This window comes from Microbacterium sp. MDV22-iso44, assembly GCF_058629135.1.
In genome coordinates this window covers 1,054,856-1,075,296 of sequence record NZ_JBZVWS010000001.1, presented here as the reverse complement: position 1 = coordinate 1,075,296, position 20,441 = coordinate 1,054,856, and the positions used below count along the sequence as shown (strand labels likewise).

Sequence of the window (20,441 nt, the reverse complement as noted above, 5' to 3'; positions counted from 1 at the left end):
CCTGGTCGCATGCCCGATCCCGACGCGCCCGAGTCCGCGCCGCGCTTCCGCGACAAGCCGGTCTCGTTCGTGCGTCGGAGCGGCCGGATGAGCGATGCGCAGGAGCGTGCCTGGGACGACCTCTCGAGCACATATCTGCTCGAGGTGGAACGGGATGCCGCGGCCACCAGCATCCGTCCCGGTTCGACGATCGACCCGGTAGCCGAGTTCGGTCGGGACGCGCCGCTCGTCGTCGAGATCGGCTCGGGTCAGGGGCACGCGATCGTGCACGCCGCCGGGCAGTCGCCGGAGCGCGACTTCATCGCGGTCGAGGTGTTCCGGGCGGGACTGGCCCGCACGATGCTCGATGCGGATCGGGAGGGTGTGCGGAACCTCCGACTCGTCGAGGCGAACGCGCCCGAGGTCCTCGAGCACCTGCTGCCTGAGGCATCCGTCGACGAGGTCTGGATCTTCTTCCCCGACCCGTGGCATAAGAACAAGCACAACAAGCGCCGCCTCATCGCGGACGGCTTCCCCGCGCTCGCGGCCCGCGCCCTGCGCGACGGCGGGACCTTGCGGCTGGCGACCGACTGGGAGGACTACGCGCTGCAGATGCGCGACGTGCTCGCGGATGCCGCCGACTTCGAGGCGTCGTTCGAGGGGGAGTGGGCCGACCGTTTCGACGGCCGCATCATGACCGCGTTCGAGCGGAAGGGCATCGCGAAGGGCCGGGACATCCGCGACCTGACCTACCGCCGCCGCTCGCGGTCGGCGTGATGGTGCGCGCGGCGACGGGGGCGCGACCGCTCGTCGACGTGCGCGTCGCGCCGGCGCTCCTCGTGTGCCTCGCGGCGCCCGCCTTCTTCGTGCTGCTGACGCCCTGGCTCGGCTGGCTGCTCCTGGCCGCGGGCCTCGCCGTCGCGGTGATCATCGAACGACGGGATGCCGCGGCATCCGGCCCGTCGATCACCCGCGACCTCTCGCTCATCGCCCTCGGCCTGCTGATCGTCAGTGTCATCCCGCTGAAGGCGGAGCTCGACAACGCGGCCATGATCCGGTTCACGCTCGCCCTCGGCGGGGCGGTGCTGGTGCCGTATCTGGTGTCGCGCTTCGTCTACCGCGACCACGCCATCCGGTTCCCGTGGCGGGGCGGCGGTCGCTGGACGGGGTGGCAGTGGGCGTGGCTCGTCGCCGTCCTCGTGCTCGGGTGGCTGCTGCTGCCGTTCTACTTCATCACCTCGGGCGTCTACGAGAACTGGCCCGTCGTCGACACCCCCGACCTCATCGCCCGCCTGTTCGTCGGCGTCGGGGCCGTCGGCATCTGGGACGAGCTGTTCTTCATCTGCACCTGCTTCGCACTGCTGCGGCGACACTTCGCGGATGCGACCGCGAACGTCTTCCAGGCGATCGTCTTCGTCTCGTTCCTGTGGGAGCTCGGCTACCGCGCGTGGGGGCCGGCGCTGACGATCCCGTTCGCCCTCCTGCAGGCGATCATCTTCCTACGGACGAAGTCCCTCGCGTACGTCGTGACGGTCCACCTGCTGTTCGACGCGGTCGTCTTCGCCGTCCTGGTCCACGCCCACAACCCGGGGCTGCTCGACGCGATCTTCCTGGTTCCCGCGCCCTGATCGCGTCGGCGCTCAGACCCTGATCGCGGGCGCGACGGTGCGCGACGAGGTCGCGAGCGCGACGCCCCACACGGCGAGTACGACCGCGGCGGTTCCACTCGCCACCATGAGCACGGAACCCCCGGGAGCGTGATCGCCACCGAACGCGTCGGCCAAGGCCATCCCCGGACCGAAGGACGCCACGAAGTATGCAGGCGCGCCGGCGGCGATGAGGGCGAGGTAGCCCGCGGCGACACCGGCGGTCGACGTGCGGCGCGCGACGACGGAGAGGACCAGGACGGCGACGGCGAGGGCCACCCCGATGGCGGCGAAGACCCAGGGTGCGGGCGTGAAGACCGACTCACCTCGCGTCGCGGCCTGCGAGCCGATTTCGGCGAGGGATGACCCGGGGACGGCGGCCAGCGGGTTCCAGACGCAGATCTGCAGCACGAGGACAACGGCGTACGCCGCGACGGCGGCCGTGCCGACGGCAGCGACGAGGGTACGGTGCGGTGACAGCGACATACGGCAAACCTGGCACATCCCCCGCGACGCCGCATCCGGCCTCCCAGACGACACGGCTGTCAAGCCCCGCGGGCGCGGCCCGCGCCGGTGCGAGCCTGACGCGGAGACGAAGGAGGGCCCCATGGCCACCGAGAAGGATCCGCACGCGACGCTCATCGACCTGCTGCCGAAGTTCCGCTTCGCGATGGTCACGACGATGAACGAGGAGGGGGCGCACGTCGCTCGCCCGTTGACGGTGCAGGACCGGGAGTTCGACGGAGACCTGTGGTTCATCGTCGGTCGCGACTCGTCGGTCGTGGCGCACGTCGCGGCGCGCCCCTCGGTCGGCGTCGCGCTGAGCACGAACGACGCCTGGGTGTCGCTCGCCGGCGACGCCGAGGTCGTGGACGACCTCGAGCGTCTGCGCGAGTACTGGTCGCCCGCCGTCGAGGCGTGGTTCCCCGACGGTCCGGAGGACCCGAACGTGACGCTCCTGAAGATCGACGCCGCGTCGGGGGAGTACTGGAGCAGCCCGGGCGGCGCGGTCGCCTCGATCATCAGCCTCGTCAAGTCGAAGGTGACGGGGGAGCCCTACGAGGGTCGCAACGACACTGTCGATCTCTGATCGGATGCGGCTGTCAAGGCCCTCTGCCCGCGGCGGCGGCCTGCGTACCGTCGTCCTCACGTGACCGACAGCGACCGGAAGGACCGCGATGAGCGACACGAACGGCTCGGACGAGCACAACACCCACGGTGTCCCCGACGACCAGTCCGAGGCGGACACCGCATCGGGCGGCTCGCCCGATGAGAACCCGCCGGTGACGACGGACGAGGACGGGACTCCCATCGAGAACCCCTCGGGCGGCTGAGCCTCCCGACGTCAGGACCGCCGTCGTGCGGGGACCTCGGTCCTCAGCGCGACGGCGGTTCCTCGTTCCGGCGGGCGCGGGTCGGTGGCCAACCGGGCGTGGGTTTCGACGTCGTATCGCTCATCGCCGTAGCGGAGCTTCTCGCGCTCGACACCCTCAGCGAGGTATCCCGCGGCATGCGCGACGCGGCAGGATGCCGGGTTGTTCACCCGGTGACCGAGTTCCAACCGGTGGAGCCCGGCGTCGAACGCCCACTCGCTGACGCGGACGAGAGCGCGGGCCGCGACCCCCTGCCCGCGGGCGGCGGGGGCGAGCCAGTACGACATCCACGCCGTCTGGTGGCGGAACTCGATGCCGGTGGCCGCGACGTTCCCGACCGCATGGCCGTCGACCTCGATCGCCCAGTTCTTCGCGGCGTCATCGAAGCGCAGGAAGCGCTCGATGAAGCTCCGCGCCGCAGAGGCATCGGTCAGGTCGGTGCCGCCGAACTGCGACGCGAGATCATGGCCGGCGCGAGCGGCACGGCTGAGGTCGTCGGCATCGTCGGGGGTCCAGGGGCGCAGGAGGATGGGCATCTCCGGCATCCTGCCAGCTGATCAGAAGTGCGAGAGCAGTGACGGGCCGAAGGCGACCGCGAGCGCGACGGGAACGATGAGCAGGCTCGTCGCCGCGATCCCGATCGCGAGGATGGTGCCGAGCACCGACAGCACGGCGGCGCGGGTCGTGGTTGCTCCGTGCGAGCGGGAGTGCGGGGTGGTCGAGAGTGTCGCGGTAGCCATGTCTCGACGCTACGAACCGGCGCGTTCGTCGGCATCAGCCCTGGGGTTCGAGGGCGTCATCCTTCGGGATGATGTTGCGTCGGCATGGCAGGATCGGGCCATGCCGACACCACTCGACATCGATGGGCTCGCCAACGTGAGAGAGCTGGGCGGCCTCGAACGGGGAGACGGCTCGCGCACCCCGACCGGAGCCTTCATCCGTGCGGAGACGCTCGACCGTGTGAGCGACGCGGGGTGGGATCGCCTGCGCGCTCACGGGGTGCGGACGGTCATCGACCTGCGCCGGCCCGAAGAGACGAGCGGCGAGGTTCCCGCCGACATCGTCCGTCACCAGGTCGATCTCGACGGTGACGAGCGCGACTTCTGGGCGTCCCGCGAGAGCGACGGTCAGTGGGGGACCCCGCTCTACTACGCGGACCACCTCGCGGAGCTGCCGCATCGGCTCGCCGGTGTCCTCGACGCGATCGCGCAGGCGCCTGACGGAGCGGTGCTGTTCCACTGCGGCGCCGGGTGGGATCGCACCGGCCTGGTCGCGGCGGTCCTCCTCAAGGCTGTCGGTGCGACCGAGGATGCCGCGGCAGGCGACTACCTCGCGTCGTTCGCCAACGCCCCGACGATGGCCGACCTCCACGCCCGCTCGTTCGAGGTCGACGAGCGCCGCGCCGTGCTGGCCCGCTTCGGTCACACCCCGGAATCGGCGTTCCGCGCCATGTGGCGTGGACTCGACCTCGACCCCTGGCTGCGCACTCACCTCGACGCTCGCGCCGTCGAGGTGGTGACGACCTGGCGCGGCACCGTCGCACCGGCACCGGACCTGTCCAGCGTCGATCGGTAGACTCGCAGCGGGCCACGACATGGCCCCCGGACGAGGGTTCAGTACCCGGTGAGCGACAAGACTGGCCAGGGGGTCAGTGATCGTGTCATGGATCGTTCTCATCATCGCCGGGGTCCTCGAAGCCGTGTGGGCGACGGCACTCGGCCGTTCCGAAGGCTTCACCAAGCTGTGGCCCACCGTCGTCTTCGCCGCGGCGCTCGTCGCCAGCATGGGCGGCCTCGCCTTCGCGCTTCGCGACATCCCGACCGGCACCGGCTATGCCGTCTGGGTCGGCATCGGCGCGACCCTCACCGTGGTCTGGGCGATGGTGACCGGGGCGGAATCGGTCTCCCTCGTGAAGGTATTGCTGGTCCTCGGCCTCGTCGCCTGCATCGTCGGACTGAAGCTCGTCTCGGACTGACGCCCCGAGCTGTCAACCCCGAGCGATCGCGCGGCGCGGGACGTTAGCGTCGGCTCCACGCAGACGACACCGACCACGGAGGACGACATGTCAGGCGACGAGCGCAGCACCGACGACAACGCCTACGAGGGGCCCGATGTGGAGCTCCCCACCCACGACGGCGCGGTGCCCGGCGGCATCCCGCCGTTCGGTCATCCTGTCGATCCCGACGCCGACGAGACCGACTGATCCGTACGCGGGAACGTCGAAGGGGACCCGGCTGATGCCGAGTCCCCTTCGATTCACTGTGCCCCCGGAGGGATTCGAACCCCCGACTTCTGGTACCGGAAACCAACGCTCTATCCCCTGAGCTACGGAGGCGTACCGATCGAGACTATCACCGGTGCGGCGGCCCTCGCGCCCACCGTCGACCCGTCGCATAGCCTGGCTGCATGACGTCTTCCGCGCCCGTCCCCGCCGCGCGGGCGCAGCTGATCGACCTGGTCGCATCGGTCGCGAGCGGCGCCCCGCAGCCCGGGTTCGAGGTCCTCCGCGGGATGCCGGCGGTGCCGGGAGCGCGGCCCGCCGCCGTCCTGATCCTCTTCGGCGTCCTCGACGACGTCCCTGCCGATCGCGAGCACCCGGGCGGCGCGATCTCCCGCGATCTGGACGTCCTCCTCCTCTCGCGTGCAGAGACCCTGCGCGCGCATCCCGGTCAGGTCGCGTTCCCGGGCGGACGCGTCGATCCCGGCGACGCCGACGTCATCGCGGCATCCCTCCGCGAAGCGCGGGAGGAGACCGGCCTGGACGTCGACGGCGTGGAGATCCTCGGCGCGCTCGACCCGATCCCGCTCGAGTTCTCCCGGCACCTCGTCACTCCGGTGCTCGCCTGGTGGCGTCGCCCGTCCGCCGTCGGCGTCGTCGACGAAGCCGAGTCGGCGGACGTGTTCCGCGCACCCGTCGCCGACCTGCTCGACCCCGCGCACCGCGGCGTGACCGTCATCAGGACCGATCGCGGGGAGTTCCGAGGCCCCGCCTTCCTCATCCCCACGGCGCGCGGCGAGAGGCTCGTGTGGGGGTTCACCGCGATGATCCTCGACGGCCTGTTCTCGCGCCTCGGGTGGACGGAGCCCTGGGACCGCGACCGGGTGATCCTCCTGCCGGATCAGAACGCGTAGTAGTTCGCGTAGTCCGTCAGCAGCAGATCGGTCGCGTCCTCGGGGACGAGGTAGGCGACCAGGCCGGTCACCTTCTCGCCTTCGTCGATCATCCCGGCATCCCGGAGGAGCGTCGTGTCGTCGTCACCCACCACGAAGGCGTTCGGATACACCGCGCCGTCGGGTGTGGCCAGGGCCAGGTCATAGGTCGGGAAGGTGGCGGAGACGCCGTACGGGTCGAGTCCGGTCACCGTCATCTCGACGAGGACGTACCGCTGCCCGTCGATCGCGGCGCCGTTGTACGAGTTCCACGACAGGACCTCGTTCGTTGCGTCGTCGTTGACGATCCGGATGTCGGCCGAGTACTCCTCGCCGATCGAGGACTCCGACACGTAGGGGAGCGGGAGGGGATCGTCGATCGAACCGGGACCGCTCTCGGGCGCGTAGGGCTGGATGCCGGGGGCCGAGGGAGACGCCTCGGGAAGGGGATCCGCGGTGCCGTAGTCGTCCTCGGAGGAGGAGGTCGCCGGGAACCAGATGAGCGCCGCGATGGAGAAGGTCACGAGCGCCGACCAGACGAGGGCGAGCCCCGACAGGACGGTCCCCGTCACCGACAGCCCCTTCGGCTGACGCCGCACGAGGGCCATGATCCCGAAGACCGATCCCGTGATCGCGACCAGGAGCCCGAAGAAGGGGATCCAGGCGAAGATCATCGCCGCGATGCCGATCGAGAGCGCGGCGATGGCCAGCCCCTGCTGCTTCGGCGGCGCATACGGCGCCATCGAATAGCCGGGATACCCCGAGTACACCGGAGGCGTGCCGGGCGCCGAGTTCGCGTACGGCGGGACAGCGGGCGGAGGCGCGGGCGCACCGGGAGCGGGGGAGGCGGGCAGGTAGGCGGGCGCCGCGTGCCAGGCCGATCCATCCCAGTAGCGCAGTTCGTTGCCGGCATGCGGTGCCGGGTACCAGCCGGCTGGCGTCGTCTCGCTCACGTCTTGATCCCCCTCGTCGATGCGAACGGAACGCGGACGGTGCCGCCTTCCACGTCGAGGGTACAAGCGCAAGGGGACGAGCATCTGCGGCCGTCCACCGTAGCGTCGGGGGTTGACGAAAGGAGCCTCCCATGGCAACCATCACGATCATCGGCGGACACGGAAAAGTCGGCCTGCTGCTCGCCCCTCTCCTCGTCGAAGCGGGGCACCAGGTGACCTCCGTCATCCGCAACCCCGACCACCGGGACGACGTCGAGCGGACGGGCGCGACCGCCCTCGTCGCCGATGTCGCGGCATCCGACACCGACGCCATCACCGAACTCCTCGCCGACAGCGACGCGGTCGTGTGGTCGGCGGGCGCGGGCGGCGGCTCGCCGGAGCGGACCTATGCGGTCGACCGGGATGCCGCGATCCGTTCCATCGACGCGGCGGTCGCCGCCGAGGCGCGCCGGTACGTCATGGTGTCGTACTTCGGCGCCGGACCCGACCACGGCGTCGACCCCTCCGACGACTTCTTCGCGTATGCGGAATCGAAGGCCGCGGCCGATGAGCACCTTCGCGGTGCGGACCTCGACTGGACGATCCTCGCCCCGTCCGCTCTGACGCTCGACGACCCCACCGGTCGGATCGACGCAGATGCCGACAAGGGCACGTCGGTGTCGCGGGCGGACGTCGCCGCCGTGATCGCCGCCGCCCTGGCCGATCCGACCACGATCGGCCGGACGATCTTGTTCAACAGCGGCGACCAGCCGATCGCCGACGCGATCCGGGCCTGAGCCGCCCGCGGTCAGGGGCCGACGGGTTCCGGTGCGTCGTCGCGGGTCGCACCGGCATCCGTCGTCGTACTGCGCTCGGTGAGGGCCGCGAACAGCTTCTCGGCGAGGTACTCGTGGCCCCGGTCGGAGGGGTGTTTGCGGCCCGCGCCGGTGTCGATCATCTCGAGGTAGTTCGCCGGGGTCAGCCACTGCTCCTGTAGGGGCGAGATGTACCACCAGTGGCGGGCGTCCGCGGCGGCCTCGAGGTCGGCGTCGATGCGCGCGGTCCCCTCGTCGACGGGGAACTCGTGGGGTGTCGGGCCGAAGATGACGATCTGCGCGCGGGGGTAGAGACGCTCGAAGGTGTCCCACGTGGCATCCACGGTCTCGCGGTACCCGCGCTCGCCCTGATGGCGGTCGTTGATGGACCCCTGGATGACGATGAGGTCGTAGTCCGCGGAGGGATCGAGCGCCTCGGCGCGGCGGCGGAAGTCCGGCCCGTCGTAGCCGGGCCTCATGTACCCCGATCCGCGGACGCCGTCGACCGTGACGTTCCAGCCGCTCAGCCAGCCCAGGCGATACGCGTAGCCCTCCGTCGGAAGGGTCGCCGCCGATCCGTACGTCCAGGAATCCCCGAACACGAGCACGCCGGCGTCGGCGGGGATGGACAGGGGCTCGACCTCGGCGACGGCGCCGACGGAGGTCGCTGCCTCCACGCTCGGCGTCGTGCGCCACGGTTGCCATGCGGCGAGAGCGACGATCGCCGCCACTCCGCCGGCGACGATGCTCAGCCCCCAGTTGCGCGCGCGACGGTCAGACCCCATGCGACGAGGGTAAGCGATCATCGGCGATGTCTGCACGACTGTTCACCTCGCCGACACATATCGTCCGCGTGCGAGGATTGCCCGGTGCAGCGTGTCGTCCGAGCCGAACTCGATCTCGACGTCGAAGGGGAGCTCGACCTCATCCTCTCGATCGCCGTGGCCGACGGCGTGCCGGTCGTCCACGAGGATCTCCGCCTCGAGCGGGACGGCCGCGAGCTCGTCCCGACGGTGATGACGGATGCCGCGGGCACACGCCTCCACCGCCTCCGGGTCGACGCGGGTCCGGTCCGGGTGTCCTACGACGCCCGCGTCGTGGGGAGAGCGGCGACGCAGCCCGCCAGCGCTCTCGACACCGCGGTCTACCTCCGCCCCAGCCGGTACGCGCCGTCGGACTCGGTGTTCGCGCAGGCGCGCCGCCAGTTCGGGGGGCTTCGGGGAACGGACCTCCTCGCCGCCGTCGAGGCGTTCGTCGCCGAGACCGTCACCTACTCGCCGGGGCTGTCGCTCGGCACGGACTCGGCCGTCACGACGCTTGCGAGCGGGACGGGCGTCTGCCGCGACTACGCGCACCTGGTGATCGCGCTCCTGCGGGCGATGGACGTGCCCGCCCGGTACGTCGCCTGCTACGCGCCCGGCCTCGTGCCGATGGACTTCCACGCGGTCGCGGAGGCGTGGATCGACGGGCGCTGGCTGGTCGTCGACGCCACACGACTGTCCAACCGTCGGGGCCTCGTCCGGATCTCGACGGGAAGGGATGCCGCCGACTGCGCGTTCCTCAGCTACTACGGCGCCAATCTGGGCCTCCGACGGATGTTCGTCGACGCACGCGTCGAAGCGGACGACGCGGACCCCGAGGCGGCATCCGATCCACTCCGGGACGATCGCGCGAGCCTCGTCGCGCTGGCCTGAGCGTCATGGGACATCGCCGCACGGTGGCTCGGGCCGTTCTGATGATTAGGGTGGGGCACAACACATGGGGGAGCTGAACGTGACAACCGCCGACGATGCGATCAGACGCGCCATCATCGAGGAGTACGGCGTGCTCGGGGGAGCCCCCGAGCCCGACCTGCAGGGCCTCGTCCAGTTGGCCGCCACGGTGTGCGGGGTCCCCACCGCCGTGATCAACATCATCGACGATCGCTTCCAGCATCAGATCGCTGCCGTCGGGATCGAGCCGGCTGTCTGCAGCCGTGAGGATTCGATGTGCGCCGTCGTGTTCCGCAAGCCGGGGCACACCGTCGTCAGCGACGCGGCTCTCGACGAGCGCTTCGCCGCCAACCCGTTCGTGACCGGTGAGGTCGCCAACGTGCGTTTCTACGCCTCGAGCCCCCTCATCACCCCGATGGGCGTCCCGATCGGCACCATCTGCATCTTCGATGACGTACCCCGCGAGATGCCGGAGGACGAGAGCGCCGCCCTCGCCCTCATCGCCCATCAGATCGTCGACGTCCTCGAGCTGCGCCGCCTGACCCGGGAACTCGGCGAGTCGAACGAGCAGCTCGAGAACTTCGCGGCACAGGTCGCGCACGACCTCCGGAACCCTCTCACGGCCCTGACCGGGTACATCGAGCTCGCCTCCGAGGTGCCCGAGGTCGCCGAGACCCCCGCGGCGTCTCGCGCACTCGCTCGCGCCGAGTCCGTCGCCGACCGCATGTCCGGCATGATCGCCCGTCTCCTCGACTACGCGAGCGTCGGCGGTGCGCCGATCCGCCGCACCGCGGTCGAGGTCGGTCCGCTGATCGCCTCGACGATGGACGACCTGAGGACCGCCGGCCTCGACAACGGCGCCGACGTGACGGTCGACGCATCCGTCCCCGTGCCCGCCGATCCGACCCTCCTCGGCGTCCTGCTGCAGAACCTCGTCGGCAACGCCGTGAAGTTCGCAGGCGCCGGCGGACGCGCGCCGACGATCACGGTGTCGGTCGGAACAGTGGCCGCGGGCACGCGGATCACGGTCGACGACAACGGCCCGGGCGTCCCGGTCGCCGAGCGGGACCTCGTGTTCGAGCCGCTCGAGCGAGGATCGAACGTCGACGTCCCCGGCTTCGGCATCGGCCTCGCCACGTGCAATCGGATCGTCCAGTCCCACGGCGGCCGCATGGGCATCGACGAGTCGCCCTCCGGCGGTGCCCGCGTCTGGGTGGTCCTGCCGTCGGCGTGAGGACCCCCTGAAACGTAGACTTGACGGGCTATGACTCCAGAAGCCCTCTCCGCAGCCCTTCTCGCCGTCGTCTCCCCGCTCGTGGAGGCGCGACGACCCGGCTCCGGTGAGGCTCTGACGCTCGCCGACTTCCCCGTCGAGCGCCCGAAGAACCGCGACCACGGCGATTGGGCGTCCAACGCCGCGCTGAAGCTGTCGAAGCAGGTCGGTGCGAACCCGCGCGAGTTCGCGGCCGAGGTCGCCGACGCGCTCGCCGCCGTCGACGGCATCGCCTCTGTCGAGGTCGCCGGCCCCGGGTTCATCAACATCCGACTGGATGCCGCCGCTGCCGGCGCGCTCGCGAAGACGATCGTCGAGGCGGGCACGGCCTTCGGGCACGGGCGCTCGCAAGAGGGCAATACGATCAACCTCGAGTTCGTCAGCGCGAACCCGACCGGTCCCATGCACATCGGGCACACGCGTTGGGCGGCTCTCGGCGACGCGATCGCCCGTCTGCTGCTCGCGAGCGGCGCGACCCTCGTCCGCGAGTTCTACATCAACGACGCCGGCGCGCAGATGGACCGGTTCGGTCGCTCGGTGCTCGCCCGCATGCAGGGCGAGCCGGCTCCCGAGGACGGCTACGCCGGGGCCTACATCGACGACCTCGCGGCGCGTGTCGCCGAGGCCGAGCCCGGCATCGCCGACCTGCCCGAGGACGCACGCGTGGCCGCGGCCCGCGACAAGGCCTACGAACTGCAGCTTGCGGAGCTCCAGGCATCCCTCGAGAAGTTCAACGTCCACTTCGACGTCTTCTTCAGCGAGCGGACGCTGCACGCGAAGAGCGCGGACGGTGGCCCGAGCCTCGTCGACGAGGCCGTCGACCGCCTGCGCGCGCAGGGTCACGTCTTCGACGCCGACGGCGCCGTGTGGGTGCGCACCACCGACTTCGGCGACGACAAGGACCGCGTCATCCGCCGCTCGAACGGGGAGTACACGTACTTCGCCGCCGACGCCGCCTACTACCTGAACAAGGGCGACCGCGGTTTCGCGCACAAGATCTACCTGCTCGGCGCCGACCACCACGGTTACGTGCACCGCCTGAAGGCGCTCGCCGGCGCGGCCGGCGACGACCCCGAGAAGGACATCGAGGTGCTCATCGGGCAGCTCGTCTCCATCAACGGTGCGCGCCTCTCCAAGCGCGCCGGCAACATCATCGAGCTCGACGACCTGCGCGAATGGCTCGGGACCGACGCGTTGCGCTACTCGCTCGCGCGCTACCCGGCCGATTCGCCGCTCACGCTCGACCCCGAGATCCTGCAGAAGCGGACGAACGACAACCCGGTCTTCTACGTGCAGTACGCCCACGCGCGCACCCACAACGTGGCCCGGAACGCCGCCGATTCCGGCGTCGCGCGCGACGCGTTCGCTCCCGAGCTGCTCACGCACGAGACCGAGTCCGCGCTCCTGGGCGCGCTGCAGGAGTTCCCGCGCCTCGTCGCCTTCGCGGCGGAGCTGCGCGAACCGCACCGCATCGCCCGGTACCTCGAGGAGCTCGCGAGCCTCTACCACCGCTGGTACGACTCGTGCCGCGTCACCCCGCTCGGCGACGAGGAGGTCACGGACGTGCACCGCACGCGCCTGTGGCTGAACGACGCGACGGGTCAGGTCCTGCGCAACGGACTCGACCTGCTCGGCGTCAGCGCGCCCGAACGGATGTGACGTGGCGACCGTGACCGAGGTCCGGCCTGCTCGCCGTCGTCCCCGTCGAGGGGTCACCTGGGCGGTCGTCATCGTCCTCGCGGTCATCGGACTCCTCGTCGCGGCGGAGGTCGCGGCACGCATCGTCACGCCGCAGATCATCCGCGATCAGATCGTCCAGAACGTCGGCCTCCCGGCCGACCAGAAGATCGACGTCGACATCCCCGCGCCGCTCCTGCTGACTCTCGTCGTGGTCGGACAGTTGCCCGAGATCAGGCTGAGCGCTGACGATGTCGAGCTCAACGGCATCACGGCGGACGTCGACGTGACAGCGGACGACGTTCCGATGTACACCGGTGCCGATTGGTCGTCGGCGAACGCGACGGTCGTGTTGGATCAGGCTCAGACCCGCGCCCTGCTGTCGAAGGTGGACGGCTTCCCCGCGGAGTCGGTGACGCTCGATCCGCCCGACGTCGCCCTCGACACCGCGTTCCCGATCCTCGGCACGTCGGTCCCCGTGGGGGTGACCCTGTCGCCCGCCGCCCGCGACGGCCAGATCGTCCTGTCGCCCACGACGTTCCGTCTCGGCGGCGCAGATGTGTCGGCCGACGCGCTCCGCCAGCAGCTCGGTCCGCTCGTCGGCTCGATGCTGGAGGAGCTGCCGGTCTGCGTGTCTCAGTACCTGCCGAAGGCGATGACCCTCACGGGTGTCTCCGTCGCGGAGCGCGGGATCGTCGCGGACTTCGAGATCGACAGTGCCATCCTCCGCGACAAGGCCGCGCAGGAACCCGGTTCCTGCGACGGCGACCGCTAGCGTCACGGAGCCGGGGTGCTCCGCCCCGGTGCCCTAGACTGTGGGCACCGTCGGGGCGTGGCCACACCGCCCGACGTACCCGTTCCCACCCCGATTGGTGCCCCTGCGTGTCCACCACCTCCGACCGTCCCGCCGTGCCCGAGTGGCTGACTCAGCCGCATGACGCGAACGCGCTCGTCGAGGCCGTGTGGCCGGAGGGATCCGTCCGCGACGACGCCGGGGCGATCGTCTTCGGAGGAGTGTCCGCGGCGGACCTCGCCGAGCGGTTCGGCACCCCGCTGTACGTCGTCGACGAGGACCTCGTCCGCGCCCGCGCCCGCGAGGTGCTGACGGCGTTCCAGGATGCCGCGGCCCGCCACGGCGGCACGGCCCGGGTCTACTACGCGGGCAAGGCTCTGCTTACGACCGACGTCGTGCGCTGGGTCACCGCCGAGGGCCTCGGTGTCGACGTCGCCAGCGGCGGCGAGCTCGCCGTCGCGCTCGCGGCGGGAGCGGACCCCGCCCGCCTGGGTCTCCACGGCAACAACAAGCTGCTGCCCGAGATCAGCCGCGCGGTTCGGGTCGGCGTCGGCTCCATCGTCATCGACTCGCTCGTCGAGATCGAGCGGATCGCCGCCGAAGCCGAGTCCCAGGGGCGCGTCCAGACCGTCCTCATCCGCGTCAACAGCGGCGTGCACGCCGAGACCCATGACTTCCTGGCGACGGCCCACGAGGATCAGAAGTTCGGCTTCGCGCTGACGGATGCCGAGGTCGCCGTGGCCCGCATCCGAGAACTTCCGTCGCTGCGCTTCGCAGGACTGCACTGCCACATCGGCTCGCAGATCTTCGGGACTGCCGGCTTCGCCGAGTCCGCCGCTCGTGTCGTGGAGCTGCACGCTCGGCTCCGCGAGGGAGGCGACGTTCCCCTCCTGAATCTCGGCGGCGGCTTCGGCATCGCATATACGTCCAAGGACGACCCGACCCCGATCGCGGAGCTCGGCGACGGCATCGTCGCGGCGGTCGCGCGCGAGTGCGAGAGCCGCGGCATCCCGATGCCCGAGCTCGCCTTCGAGCCGGGCCGCACCATCGTCGGACGCGCCGGGGTGACCCTGTACCGGGTCGGCACGGTGAAGCCGGTGCGCGTCTCGGACGACCTCGAACGGCTCTACGTGAGCGTCGACGGCGGCATGAGCGACAACGCCCGCACAGCCCTGTACGGCGCGGACTACAGCGCGCGCATCGCGAGCCGCCGGAGCGACTCCGCCCCCGCTCTCACGCGCGTCGTGGGGCGCCACTGCGAGGCGGGCGACATCGTGGTGTCGGACGAGTACCTCCCCGGTGACGTCGAGCCCGGCGACCTCGTCGCCGTCGCGGCGACGGGCGCCTATTGCTTCTCGCTCGCGAGCAACTACAACTACCTGACCCGACCTCCCGTCGTGGCCGTGAGTGCCGGCACAGCTCGGCTGATCGTCCGCGGCGAGGACGAGAACGACCTGCTGGCGCGCGACCTCGGCGTCGCACCGGCATCCCGCACCTCCGAGGAGTCCGCATGATCGAACCCCGCCGCCTGCGCGTCGCGCTCCTGGGAGCCGGCGCCGTCGGATCCCAGGTCGCCCGGCTGCTGCTGACGCACGCCGACGAGCTCGCCGACCGAGCCGGAGCACCGCTCGACCTCGTCGGGATCGCCGTCCGCGATGTCGACGCCCCGCGCGAAGCGGACCTTCCCCGCGACCTGTTCACGACCGACGCCGACACCCTCATCGCGGGCGCCGACATCGTGATCGAGGTCACCGGGGGGCTCGAGCCCGCCCGCACCCGCATCCTCCACGCCCTCTCCTCCGGCGCCGACGTCGTCACGGCGAACAAGGCGCTCCTTGCGACCCACGGCAGCGAGATCTTCGACGCCGCCGACCAGGTCGGGGCCACCGTCGCCTACGAGGCGGCCGTCGCCGGCGCGATCCCGATCATCCGGCCGCTCCGCGACTCGCTCGCCGGCGACCGGGTGCGACGGATCATGGGCATCGTCAACGGCACGACGAACTACATCCTCGACCGCATGGACCGCGAAGGTCTCGGCTTCGACGAGGTGCTCGCCGAAGCGCAGCGGCTCGGCTACGCCGAGGCCGACCCGACGGCGGATGTCGAGGCGTACGACGCCGCGCAGAAGGCGGCGATCCTCGCGAGCCTCGCCTTCCACACGACCGTGCCGCTCGACGCCGTGCACCGCGAAGGCATCACGGCCGTGGATGCCGGCGTCATCGAGGCCGCCCGCAAGGCCGGCTACGTCGTCAAGCTCCTGGCCGTGTGCGAACGTCTCGTCGACCAGCCCGACGCCGCGCCGCACGGCGAGGCGATCTCGGTCCGCGTCTACCCCGCTCTGGTTCCCCGCGAGCACCCCCTCGCCTCGGTGCACGGCGCGAACAACGCCGTGTTCGTCGAGGCCGAGGCCGCCGGCGACCTGATGTTCTACGGCGCGGGTGCCGGGGGAGTGCAGACCGCGTCCGCCGTCCTCGGCGACGTCGTCTCGGCTGCGCGGCGCCACGTCGCGGGCGGACCCGGAGTCGGCGAGTCGACGCGCGGCGGCCTGCCGATCGTGCCGATCGGCCGCATCCGGACGAGCTGCCAGATCACGCTCGAAGTCGATGACCGGCCGGGTGTGCTCGCCACCGTCGCCGGCATCCTCAGCGACGGGAACGTGTCCATCGCGACCGTCGAACAGACCACCTCGGGCGGCGCCGTCGCCCAGGACAGCGGGGATGCCGTCGCGCACCTCGTCATCGGAACCCACACGGCCCGGGAGCAGGACCTGGCCGACACCGTCGAGCGCCTCGCTGCCACCAGCGCGGTGCGTCGGGTGGTCTCGGTCCTGCGGGTAGAAGGAGACTGACATGGCACACGTCTGGCGCGGAGTCCTCCGCGAGTACGCCGATCGACTGGGCGTCACCGACGCCTCGACCGTCGTGACGCTCGGCGAGGGCGGCACCCCGCTCATCCCGGCGGCGTCGCTGTCGCGCATCACCGGAGCCGATGTCTACATCAAGTTCGAGGGCATGAACCCGACGGGCTCGTTCAAGGACCGCGGCATGACCGTCGCCCTCTCCCGTGCCGTCGAGCACGGAGCCGAGGCCGTCATCTGCGCGTCGACCGGCAACACCTCGGCATCCGCGGCCGCCTACGCCGCGCACGCCGGCATCACGGCCGCCGTCCTCGTCCCCGAGGGCAAGATCGCCATGGGCAAGCTCAGCCAGGCCGTCGCCCACGGCGGCCAGCTCATCCAGATCCGCGGCAACTTCGACGACTGCCTTGAGATCGCGCGCGAGCTCGCCGGCGGGTACAAGGTGCACCTCGTCAACTCGGTCAACCCCGACCGCATCGAGGGACAGAAGACGGCCGCCTACGAGGTCGTCAGCCAGCTCGACGACGCCCCGGACTTCCACTTCATCCCCGTCGGCAACGCCGGCAACTACACCGCCTACTCGCGCGGCTACCGCGAAGAGGCCGAGCGAGGCATCGCGACGCGCGTGCCCCGCATGTTCGGCTTCCAGGCCGAGGGCTCCGCGCCGCTCGTGCGCGGCGAGGTCGTGAAGAACCCCGAGACGATCGCCTCGGCCATCCGCATCGGCAACCCCGCGTCGTGGGACCTCGCCCTCGAAGCCCGCGCAGCCACCGACGGCTGGTTCGGCGCGATCGACGACGAGCGCATCCTCGCGGCGCAGAAGCTCCTCGCCGGCACCGTCGGCGTCTTCGTCGAGCCGGCGTCGGCGATCAGCGTCGCCGGTCTGCTCGACCGTGCCGAGGCGGGTGTCATCCCGAACGGCGCCAAGGTCGTCCTCACCGTCACCGGCCACGGCCTGAAGGACCCGCAGTGGGCGCTCCGCAACCCCGACGGCTCGCAGGTCGAGCCCATCGTCGTGGACGCGGCGACCAGCGAGGTGGCCTCCGCGCTCGACCTCACCCGCGTGGCGGGATGACGCTCGCGGGGCGCTCCGTCGCCGTTCGCGTCCCCGCGACGAGCGCCAACCTCGGGCCCGGCTTCGACACGCTCGGTCTCGCCCTGAGCGTCCATGACGAACTCGTCGTGACCGCGCTCGACGGTCCGGGCCTCGAGATCGAGGTTTCGGGGGAGGGGGCCGCCGACGTTCCGACGGATGCCTCGCACCTCGTGGTCCGCTCGATGGCGTACGCGTTCGAGGCGGCCGGTCGGCCGATGCCCGGCATCCGTCTGCGCGCGCACAACGTGATCCCGCACGGCCGCGGCATGGGATCCTCCGGTGCAGCCGTCGTGGCGGGACTGCTCGCGGCGCAGGGACTGCTCGAGGGCGACGTCACCCTCGGCCCCGAGACCCTCTTGCGCCTGGCGACCGAGCTCGAGGGGCACCCCGACAACGTGGCGCCCGCTCTGTTCGGCGGGCTGACGATCGCGTGGATGGACTCCACGGGGCCGCAGCACAAGAAGCTGGCCGTCCACCGCGGGGTCTCACCGCTCGTCTTCGTCCCCGAGTTCACGATGTCGACCTCGGTCGCGCGCGGTCTCGCGCCGCTCCACGTCACGCGCGAGGACGCCGTCTTCAACGTGTCGCGGTCGGCCCTGCTCATCGCGGCGCTGACGCAGAGCCCCGAACTGCTCATGGCGGCGACGGAGGACAAGCTCCACCAGTCGTACCGGGCGCAGGCGATGCCCGCGACGGATGCACTCGTGCAGGGCCTGCGTGCCGCCGGGTTCGCCGCCGTCGTCTCGGGCGCAGGACCCAGCGTCCTCGTCCTCGCCGACGGGCCGGGTCGACGACTCGAAGCGGTCGATTTCGCCGCCACGTCGACGGACACGCCATGGAAACCCTTGCTGCTGGCCGTCGATGTGCGGGGTGGTACAGTGAGGGACCATACGGAGGATGCCACGTAATCACGTGAATCTGCCCTCCACTCGCAATCTGCGAACCACCGCACACCCCTCCTGACGGGCCTGCGCAACTCTGTGCCTGCGCGAACACCCCGCTGAGGATTCGGATCCGTCGTGGACGGAACCACCTGCGGTTATGACTTTCCACATCTGAAAGGGAGAACTCGTGGAGTCCATCTCCGAGATCCAGACCGGCGACGACGTCGCCACCGGCGGCGCTGCCGCCGACGAGACCACCACGGCCGCCGCGCAGGACGCGACGACGGATGCCGCTGCGGACACCGCCGACTCGACTGCCGTCGAAGCCGCGCCCGCCGCGGACGAGGCGACCGAGCCGTCCACCGACGAGGCCGCCGCGCCCGCCGAGGAGCCCGTGCAGGCGAAGCGCCCCGCACGGAGGACCTCCGCGAAGAAGGCCGCTGCTGCAGCCGAGCCCGTCGCAGACGAGGCCGTCGCAGACGAGACCGTCGGCCAGGACGCTGCACCCGCAGTCGAGGCATCCGCTGACGAGAAGCCGGCCGACGAGAAGCCGGCGAAGGCGCCGCGCAAGCGTGCGCCGCGTCGTGCCAAGAGCGGTGACGCTCCTGCCGCCGAGGCAGCGCCTGCCGCCGACGCCGCTGCTGCCGCCGACGCTCCGGCAGCCGCTGACGCCACGCCGGCGGACGCTCCGGTGACCGAGACCAGCGCCGCCCCGGCCGCAGCCGAGGCACCCGCCGAGCCGGCATCCGACGACGCGAACGCGTCCGCATCGAGCGACGCGAACACCGCGGCATCCGGAGACGACTCCGAGGGCTCCAGCGAGGGGACCGGCCGCAGCCGGTCGCGCAGCCGCAGCCGCAGCCGCAACCGCAACAAGGGCGAGAACGGCCAGAACGGCAACCAGGGCGGCAACGGCCAGGGCGGCAACGCTCAAAACGGCAACGCTCAGAACGCGCCGGCCGACAAGCCCGCCGCCGAGTCGGTCTCCGACGACGAGCAGGGCCAGGGCCGCGGCCGCCAGCGCAACAAGCGCCGCGGGCAGTCCACGGGGGACGAGTTCGACACCGAGATCGGCGAGGACGACGTCCTCATCCCGATCGCCGGCATCCTCGACGTCCTCGACAACTACGCCTTCGTCCGCACCACGGGTTACCTGCCCGGGCAGAGCGACGTCTACGTCTCGCTCGGCCAGGTCAAGAAGTACAACCTGCGCAAGGGCGACGCGGTCGTCGGCGCGATCAAGCAGCCCCGCGAGGGTGAGCAGTCGAGCCGCCAGAAGTACAACGCGCTCGTCAAGGTCGACGCCGTCAACGGCCTGTCGGTCGAGGACGCCGCCACGCGTGTCGAGTTCGGCAAGCTGACCCCGCTCTACCCGCAGGAGCGCCTGCGCCTCGAGACCGCGCCCGAGAAGCTGACGCAGCGCATCATCGACCTCGTCGCTCCCATCGGCAAGGGCCAGCGCGGCCTCATCGTCGCGCCTCCCAAGGCCGGTAAGACGATCGTCCTGCAGCAGATCGCCAACGCGATCGCGACGAACAACCCCGAGGTCCACCTCATGGTCGTCCTCGTCGACGAGCGTCCCGAAGAGGTCACCGACATGCAGCGGACGGTCAAGGGCGAGGTCATCGCCTCGACCTTCGACCGCCCCGCCGAGGACCACACGACGGTCGCGGAGCTCGCCATCGAGCGTGCGAAGCGTCTCGTCGAGCTCGGTCGCGACGTCGTCGTCCTCCTCGACTCGATCACGCGCCTCGGCCGCGCCTATAACATCTCGGCGCCCACCTCGGGTCGCGTGCTCACCGGTGGTGTCGACGCCTCGGCGCTCTACCCGCCCAAGCGCTTCTTCGGCGCGGCGCGCAACATCGAGAACGGCGGATCGCTCACGATCCTCGCCACGGCTCTCGTCGAGACCGGCTCCAAGATGGACGACGTCATCTTCGAGGAGTTCAAGGGCACCGGCAACAGCGAGCTGCGCCTGTCGCGTCAGCTCGCCGACAAGCGGATCTTCCCCGCCGTCGACGTCAACGCGTCGAGCACCCGTCGAGAGGAGATGCTCCTCTCGGCCGACGAGGTCAAGATCACGTGGAAGCTGCGTCGCGCCCTCGCCGGCCTCGACCAGCAGCAGGCCCTCGAGGTCGTCCTCGGCAAGCTGAAGGAGACGACGTCGAACGTCGAGTTCCTCGTGCAGATGCAGAAGTCGATGCCGGCCCCCGCCGCCGGCGGCCACGCGCACGAGAACAGCATCCGCTGAGCC

General features: G+C 70.9%; 23 protein-coding genes, 1 tRNA gene and 1 riboswitch. Of the genes, 18 read left to right on the top strand and 6 right to left on the bottom strand.

What is annotated here, in order from left to right; genetic code table 11:
• Nucleotides 1–9: 9 nt before the first annotated feature.
• Together trmB and AC4NN1_RS05325 are read left to right on the top strand one after the other, a co-directional pair.
• Nucleotides 10–756, top strand: a complete 747-nt coding sequence (trmB, locus tag AC4NN1_RS05330; RefSeq protein WP_491954734.1) for a tRNA (guanosine(46)-N7)-methyltransferase TrmB — start codon at nt 10–12, stop codon at nt 754–756.
• Complete coding sequence (locus tag AC4NN1_RS05325) at nt 756–1,607, top strand: CPBP family intramembrane glutamic endopeptidase (protein ID WP_020096804.1); 852 nt, start codon at nt 756–758, stop codon at nt 1,605–1,607. Before trmB ends, AC4NN1_RS05325 begins: the two co-directional genes overlap by 1 nt.
• A 12-nt stretch (nt 1,608–1,619) precedes the next feature.
• On the opposite strand, the gene AC4NN1_RS05320 is transcribed toward AC4NN1_RS05325, so the two are convergent.
• Nucleotides 1,620–2,111 (bottom strand): hypothetical protein, encoded by a 492-nt coding sequence (locus AC4NN1_RS05320; protein ID WP_491954733.1) that lies wholly within the window; start codon nt 2,109–2,111, stop codon nt 1,620–1,622.
• Between the two features lie 121 nt (nt 2,112–2,232).
• Here AC4NN1_RS05320 and AC4NN1_RS05315 point away from each other — a divergent pair, with 121 nt between their 5' ends.
• Complete coding sequence (locus tag AC4NN1_RS05315) at nt 2,233–2,715, top strand: pyridoxamine 5'-phosphate oxidase family protein (RefSeq protein ID WP_018188657.1); 483 nt, start codon at nt 2,233–2,235, stop codon at nt 2,713–2,715.
• 88 nt (nt 2,716–2,803) lie between these two features.
• Nucleotides 2,804–2,959: a hypothetical protein gene (locus AC4NN1_RS05310; protein WP_018188656.1), complete on the top strand. Its 156-nt coding sequence runs from the start codon at nt 2,804–2,806 to the stop codon at nt 2,957–2,959.
• 11 nt (nt 2,960–2,970) lie between these two features.
• On the opposite strand, the gene AC4NN1_RS05305 is transcribed toward AC4NN1_RS05310, so the two are convergent.
• Both AC4NN1_RS05305 and AC4NN1_RS05300 read right to left on the bottom strand, forming a co-directional pair.
• The gene (locus AC4NN1_RS05305; protein WP_363458097.1) at nt 2,971–3,534 is read right to left on the bottom strand and encodes a GNAT family N-acetyltransferase; all 564 of its coding nucleotides are present in this window, start codon (nt 3,532–3,534) and stop codon (nt 2,971–2,973) included.
• Nucleotides 3,535–3,555: 21 nt separating this feature from the next.
• Nucleotides 3,556–3,738, bottom strand: a complete 183-nt coding sequence (locus tag AC4NN1_RS05300) for a hypothetical protein (protein WP_018188654.1) — start codon at nt 3,736–3,738, stop codon at nt 3,556–3,558.
• 100 nt (nt 3,739–3,838) lie between these two features.
• Here AC4NN1_RS05300 and AC4NN1_RS05295 point away from each other — a divergent pair, with 100 nt between their 5' ends.
• The 3 genes from AC4NN1_RS05295 (at nt 3,839) to AC4NN1_RS05285 (ending at nt 5,201) form a co-directional block, all read left to right on the top strand.
• Nucleotides 3,839–4,573, top strand: coding sequence for a tyrosine-protein phosphatase (locus tag AC4NN1_RS05295; protein WP_491954732.1), 735 nt, complete (start codon nt 3,839–3,841; stop codon nt 4,571–4,573).
• A gap of 6 nt (nt 4,574–4,579) precedes the next feature.
• Nucleotides 4,580–4,643: riboswitch (guanidine-III (ykkC-III) riboswitch) on the top strand.
• A gap of 12 nt (nt 4,644–4,655) precedes the next feature.
• Nucleotides 4,656–4,973 carry a DMT family transporter gene (locus tag AC4NN1_RS05290; RefSeq protein WP_336126404.1) on the top strand — a complete coding sequence of 106 codons (318 nt, stop codon included), beginning with the start codon at nt 4,656–4,658 and terminating at the stop codon, nt 4,971–4,973.
• A gap of 87 nt (nt 4,974–5,060) precedes the next feature.
• Nucleotides 5,061–5,201, top strand: a complete 141-nt coding sequence (locus AC4NN1_RS05285; RefSeq protein ID WP_018188651.1) for a hypothetical protein — start codon at nt 5,061–5,063, stop codon at nt 5,199–5,201.
• 59 nt (nt 5,202–5,260) lie between these two features.
• Here AC4NN1_RS05285 and AC4NN1_RS05280 read toward each other — a convergent pair.
• A tRNA-Arg gene (locus AC4NN1_RS05280) sits at nt 5,261–5,333 on the bottom strand.
• Between the two features lie 71 nt (nt 5,334–5,404).
• On the opposite strand from AC4NN1_RS05280, the gene AC4NN1_RS05275 reads away from it, so the two are divergent.
• Nucleotides 5,405–6,130, top strand: a complete 726-nt coding sequence (locus AC4NN1_RS05275) for an NUDIX hydrolase (RefSeq protein ID WP_491954731.1) — start codon at nt 5,405–5,407, stop codon at nt 6,128–6,130.
• On the opposite strand, the gene AC4NN1_RS05270 is transcribed toward AC4NN1_RS05275, so the two are convergent.
• On the bottom strand, nt 6,118–7,101 hold the full coding sequence (locus AC4NN1_RS05270; RefSeq protein ID WP_491954730.1) for a DUF2510 domain-containing protein: 984 nt from the start codon (nt 7,099–7,101) through the stop codon (nt 6,118–6,120). The two genes, AC4NN1_RS05275 and AC4NN1_RS05270, sit on opposite strands and share 13 nt — an antisense overlap.
• A gap of 131 nt (nt 7,102–7,232) precedes the next feature.
• On the opposite strand from AC4NN1_RS05270, the gene AC4NN1_RS05265 reads away from it, so the two are divergent.
• Nucleotides 7,233–7,877 (top strand): NAD(P)-dependent oxidoreductase, encoded by a 645-nt coding sequence (locus AC4NN1_RS05265; protein ID WP_491954729.1) that lies wholly within the window; start codon nt 7,233–7,235, stop codon nt 7,875–7,877.
• An 11-nt stretch (nt 7,878–7,888) separates the two neighbouring features.
• Here AC4NN1_RS05265 and AC4NN1_RS05260 read toward each other — a convergent pair whose 3' ends face one another.
• Nucleotides 7,889–8,680 (bottom strand): GDSL-type esterase/lipase family protein, encoded by a 792-nt coding sequence (locus AC4NN1_RS05260; protein WP_336124310.1) that lies wholly within the window; start codon nt 8,678–8,680, stop codon nt 7,889–7,891.
• A gap of 84 nt (nt 8,681–8,764) precedes the next feature.
• Here AC4NN1_RS05260 and AC4NN1_RS05255 point away from each other — a divergent pair, with 84 nt between their 5' ends.
• The 9 genes from AC4NN1_RS05255 (at nt 8,765) to rho (ending at nt 20,438) form a co-directional block, all read left to right on the top strand.
• A complete protein-coding gene (locus AC4NN1_RS05255) occupies nt 8,765–9,589 on the top strand; it encodes a transglutaminase-like domain-containing protein (RefSeq protein WP_116228671.1) in 825 nt (274 codons plus the stop codon).
• 79 nt (nt 9,590–9,668) lie between these two features.
• A complete protein-coding gene (locus AC4NN1_RS05250; protein ID WP_491954728.1) occupies nt 9,669–10,841 on the top strand; it encodes a sensor histidine kinase in 1,173 nt (390 codons plus the stop codon).
• A 30-nt stretch (nt 10,842–10,871) separates the two neighbouring features.
• Nucleotides 10,872–12,539 (top strand): arginine--tRNA ligase, encoded by a 1,668-nt coding sequence (locus AC4NN1_RS05245; RefSeq protein WP_020096815.1) that lies wholly within the window; start codon nt 10,872–10,874, stop codon nt 12,537–12,539.
• Between the two features lies 1 nt (nt 12,540).
• Entirely contained in the window at nt 12,541–13,332 is a 792-nt protein-coding gene (locus AC4NN1_RS05240; protein WP_491954727.1) for an LmeA family phospholipid-binding protein, read from the top strand.
• Between the two features lie 107 nt (nt 13,333–13,439).
• A complete protein-coding gene (gene lysA, locus AC4NN1_RS05235) occupies nt 13,440–14,864 on the top strand; it encodes a diaminopimelate decarboxylase (RefSeq protein WP_491954726.1) in 1,425 nt (474 codons plus the stop codon).
• Nucleotides 14,861–16,198: a homoserine dehydrogenase gene (locus AC4NN1_RS05230; RefSeq protein WP_018188641.1), complete on the top strand. Its 1,338-nt coding sequence runs from the start codon at nt 14,861–14,863 to the stop codon at nt 16,196–16,198. The genes lysA and AC4NN1_RS05230 overlap by 4 nt, the downstream gene beginning before the upstream one ends.
• A gap of 1 nt (nt 16,199) precedes the next feature.
• Nucleotides 16,200–17,282: a threonine synthase gene (gene thrC, locus AC4NN1_RS05225; protein ID WP_336124301.1), complete on the top strand. Its 1,083-nt coding sequence runs from the start codon at nt 16,200–16,202 to the stop codon at nt 17,280–17,282.
• Nucleotides 17,279–18,211, top strand: a complete 933-nt coding sequence (gene thrB / locus AC4NN1_RS05220; RefSeq protein WP_018188639.1) for a homoserine kinase — start codon at nt 17,279–17,281, stop codon at nt 18,209–18,211. The genes thrC and thrB overlap by 4 nt, the downstream gene beginning before the upstream one ends.
• Before the next feature lie 163 nt (nt 18,212–18,374).
• Nucleotides 18,375–20,438 carry a transcription termination factor Rho gene (gene rho, locus AC4NN1_RS05215; RefSeq protein ID WP_491954725.1) on the top strand — a complete coding sequence of 688 codons (2,064 nt, stop codon included), beginning with the start codon at nt 18,375–18,377 and terminating at the stop codon, nt 20,436–20,438.
• Nucleotides 20,439–20,441 lie beyond the last annotated feature (3 nt).